This window comes from uncultured Adlercreutzia sp., from assembly GCA_910585575.1.
GTDB lineage: Bacteria > Actinomycetota > Coriobacteriia > Coriobacteriales > Eggerthellaceae > Adlercreutzia.
Genome location: CAJUFS010000118.1, coordinates 1 through 4,165, shown reverse-complemented (window position 1 = coordinate 4,165; position 4,165 = coordinate 1). Strand labels below are relative to the sequence as shown.

Below are 4,165 nucleotides of genomic sequence, written 5' to 3'. Positions count from 1 at the left end.
ACCGAGATGCCCATGGCGGCGGCCGTCATGATAAGCGCCAGCCCCACGTAGGTCCAGGGCAGCTGGAAGGGCAGCCCGCTCATGGATTGGGTCACCGCCGAGTACAGCAGCCACGACACTGCAAGCGACACCAGCGGCCCGGGCACGAGGCCCGCCACGCCGAAGCTGGCGCACTCGTCCATGATCATGCGACGGAACTGGCGGTTCGAAAGTCCCACCGACTTCATGACCGCGAACTCGCGGCGGCGCAGGATAAGGCTGTTCGTCACCGTGTTGAACACGTTCGCCATGGCGATGAGCGCCAGGATGACGGTGAACAGCAGGCAGAACACGTTTACCACCATGGCCAGCTGCTGCGTGGCGTCCCTTTGCGCTACCAGGTCGTTGTAGGAGTAGAAGGCCATCTCGTAGGGGCCGTCGTGGAAGAACTCCCCGCCGCGGGTGGCCAGCTCCTCGGCCAGGGCCTCGTGATCGCCGTCCGCCGCGTCGAAGTAGCTCGTGAAGAGGGGGGCCTCGCCGCCGAGGCTTTGGGTGGCCGCCAGGGATTCGGGCACGATGAGCATGACGCCGGAGCCGGGACCGCCCAGCAGCGCGGGCACCTCGTCGGTGACGGCCGCCACCTCCACCGGCACCGTGGCCAGTTCCACGTCGTCGAGAGTGAGCTGCTCGTCTACCACGGCTCCGCCGTCCTCGCCAAACACATAGGGCAAGAACACGTAGTGCGGTCCCGTGTCGTCCTCCGCGTAGTAGGACACTCCCACGTGGGCTGGACGGCCCTCGTAGGCCGCAGCCGCCAGCACCTCCACCGTGCCCGGCTCGCGCAGAATATCGAGCAGCTGGTACACATCGCCGTTGTTGCCGTAGCCCTGAGCCAGGGCGATGGCGCGGGGGTGTTCCCCGTCACGAAAGTCGGCCGGATTCAGGCCGAGACTCTGGGCGTAAGAGTCGAAGGCGTCGTTGTCCAGGTAGAGAATGGTTCCCACCGTGCCAAAGCGCCCGTCGGCCACCTTGCCGCCGTCGATGCCGCCCTCGACACGGAAGGCCTCGCCCACCATGGATTCGGGGAGGGACATGGCCGCGTCGCTGCGCAGCAGCCAGCCAATCCCCTGGGCCCCGTTGCTTTCAGCCAGGTAGTCGTAGGCCTTCGCAAATTCCGCCGCCTCGGAGGCAAAGCGCGCGTTCAGACCCTCCAGCACCGATGCGGCAGAATGAGACAATCGACCGTCTGATCTGTCTCCTTTTTCACCGGCCGGGTCCGTCGATTCGCCCGAGCCCCCATCTTCCGAACCAGACGACTGGCTGTCTCCTTCCGAATGAGACAAGTCAGACGGTTGGCTGTCTCGCTCAGTTGAGAACTCGGCGGTTACCGACACCTCGCCGGGGGCCTCGCCGCCGGATGCCACGCCTACGAGCGAGCCGAGGAACACGTTGAGGGAGCCGGCCGTCATGAGCAGCACGATGGCCAGGGCCAGCGACACTGAGGCTGCGCGCCCTTTGGCCGTGCCGCGCTTGCGATTGATGCGGGCGAGCTTTCCGCCCACGCCGAACAGGCGGTCCGTCACGCCGCCGACCTTCCACAGCGCGCCGGTGCGCGCCGCCTTCGCCGCGGCCTTGGCCCCCTTCTTGGACACTCGCTGGGCACCGGCGTTGCGCAGGGCGTCGATAACGTTCACGCGGCTGGCGCGCTTGGCGGGAATCCACACGGATACGAGCACCGTGACCAGGGTGAGCGCCGCCGCAGCCACGAGGGCCGTTACGTTGGGCGCCACATAGAATTCCACCGCTGCATTGCCCGCCAAGTTGGAAATGGCCGGTCCCAGCAGCGCAAAGGTGACCGCGCAGCCGGCCAGGCCCACCACAAGCCCCAGCGGAATGCCAATGAGCGCCACCACGCAACCCTCGAGCACCACAGCTCGACGCAGCTGTCGACGCGACGCGCCCACCGAGGACAAGAGCCCGAACTGGCTGATGCGCTCGGCCACCGAGATGTTGAAGGCGTTGAAGATAAGCGACACGCAGGCGCCGGCGATAACCATGGCCAGTACGGCCACAATGCCGAAGAAGGTGCTCCAAATAGAGGAATCGCTGGTCACGCCCATGTAACGCAGCATGGCCGAGTGAAGCACCACGTGGTCGTTAGGGAACAGCTCCTCGGCGCAGGCCAGCACCTGGTCGGAGTTCTCCATACCAGCCATGGTGAGGAATACCTCGCCGAAGCCGTCGGTTTCCGGCTCATTCACGGTCACGCCGGCCGTACCTACCCCAGTGGATAGCGTGTAACCCAGACGGTTGTAAAAGCCGACCACGGTGTACGTGCGCTCGCGCTTGTTCACCAGATGCTCGTTGAAAATGCCACCGTCCTGGGTCGCCTCCAGGTAGCCAATGGAAGAGTTGAGCCGTGTGCCGTCGACGATCTCAACGGTAGTGGGATCCACGTTGTAGGCCGTCCCGTAGGCCGCCTCCATGGAGCCGTCGGACTCCGCGCTCTTCTCGCCCGGCGCGAGCACCGCCTCGCGGTCGCCCACGGAAAGCGTGAGGGTGTCGCCCAACGACACGCCGCCGTAGTCCTTCCATGTGGCGAACAGCATGATCTCGCCCGGGTTCACGGGCATGCGCCCCTCGCTCGGGTGGATGGCGGCAATGTCCTCCACATTGCCCGACACCGACAGAATGGGCATGCAGATGCCCAGCTTCTCCTGTTGGGCCTCGGTAAGCTCGGCAAAGCCCGCGTCTTCGAGCGTGGCCAGGCCGGTGACGCGCGGATCGCCCTTAGCCCGGGCGATATCGCCCTCGGACGCCGCCATGTCGCCCACTTCCGCATAGGCCATCCACGTGCCCGCGTTGGCCGCCTCGGAGCGGTACAAGTAGTCGGTGAAGGAGAAGTAGGTAGTGAGCGCCGCCGTCAGCAGCGCAGCAGCCAAAGCTACGCCAGCGATGGTGACCGCCGTGCGCACGCGGTTCACCTTAAGCGAGTGCAGCGTGAAGTTCGTCATGGCGTTCATCGGCGGATCCTCTCGTCGCGCACGATGCGGCCGTCCTCCACGGCGATAATGCGATCGGCGGCCAGGGCGATTTCCTCATCGTGGGTGATGACGATCATGGTCTGGCCGAACTCGCGGTTGGAATCGCGCAGCAGCTGCATGATCTCGGCGGAGTTGCGGGTGTCCAGGTTGCCCGTGGGCTCGTCGGCAAGCACCACCGCCGGCGCGTTCATGAGGGCGCGCCCGATGGCAACGCGCTGCTGCTGACCGCCGGAGAGCTGGCTGGGCAGGTGTCCCTCACGGCCGCGCAAGCCCAGCTTGTCGAGCAGACCGGCAAGCCTGTCGTGGTTCACCGCGCGCCCATCCAGGGCCACGGGCAGCGTCATGTTCTCCACTACGTTGAGCACCGGTACCAGGTTGTAGAACTGGTACACGAGCCCCACCTCGCGGCGGCGGAACACCGCCAGCTCCTCGTCGGAGCGCGCGTACACGTCGGACCCGTTCACCAGCACATGGCCCGCCGTGGGACGGTCCACGCCGCCGATGAGGTGCAAAAGCGTCGACTTGCCCGAGCCCGAGGAGCCCACGATGGCCACGAACTCGCCCTCCTGCACGCTGAAGGAAACGTCGTCGAGCGCGCGGGTGGCCGCCTCGCCCTCTCCGTAGATTTTCGTCAAATGGCTGACGGTCAGAATGTCCATGCCCCAAGCCTTTCTCCCAATACGTCCAATCTACGGATCAAGTATGCGGATGCGAAATGTCCCGCCTCTAACGCGCTCATTACGATAGCGTAATGCAGAGAACGGAAAAGAGCTACTTCCTCTCGTCCAACATCCATCTTGGCAGATACGCCCCTCTCCTCAAGCAAAACGCCCCGACCCATTTAAAGGCCGGGGCGCTGAAAAAAGCGAGCCCACGCGGGGAGGGAAACGCGAGCTCTCAGTAGACGCGATTAGATGCCGTCGACGCAGTTACGCGCCGCGACGTAGGAAAGCGTCGTGGAGTGGCCCGACAGGCTCATAGGCACCTGAGGCGCGTAGATGTTGCCATAGAAGCAACCGGCCGGGTTGCCGCCGGCATAGAGGCCGGGGATGGGCTGGCGGTTCACGTCGAGCACATGCAGCGACGCGTCGATCTCCAGACCACCCACGGTAGTCATCCACGAGGAACCCATCTCGGCAGCG

3 protein-coding genes are annotated in these 4,165 nt (G+C 65.2%); all 3 read right to left on the bottom strand.

Features of this window, described 5'->3' with window-relative positions; translation table 11 throughout:
* Nucleotides 1–3,002, bottom strand: a 3,002-nt coding sequence (locus QZ307_RS10825; protein WP_295999720.1) for an ABC transporter permease, incomplete at its 3' end; no start/stop codon positions are given.
* Nucleotides 2,999–3,682: an ABC transporter ATP-binding protein gene (locus tag QZ307_RS10820; protein ID WP_295999719.1), complete on the bottom strand. Its 684-nt coding sequence runs from the start codon at nt 3,680–3,682 to the stop codon at nt 2,999–3,001. The genes QZ307_RS10825 and QZ307_RS10820, both read right to left, overlap by 4 nt.
* A gap of 251 nt (nt 3,683–3,933) precedes the next feature.
* Nucleotides 3,934–4,165 (bottom strand): FAD-binding protein (locus QZ307_RS10815; protein WP_295999718.1); only part of this gene is annotated, 232 nt, incomplete at its 5' end.

Excerpts from the sequence above, each read along its gene's own strand:
- QZ307_RS10820 (WP_295999719.1), bottom strand. The coding sequence starts at position 3,682 with ATGGACATTCTGACCGTCAGCCATTTGACGAAAATCTACGGAGAGGGC.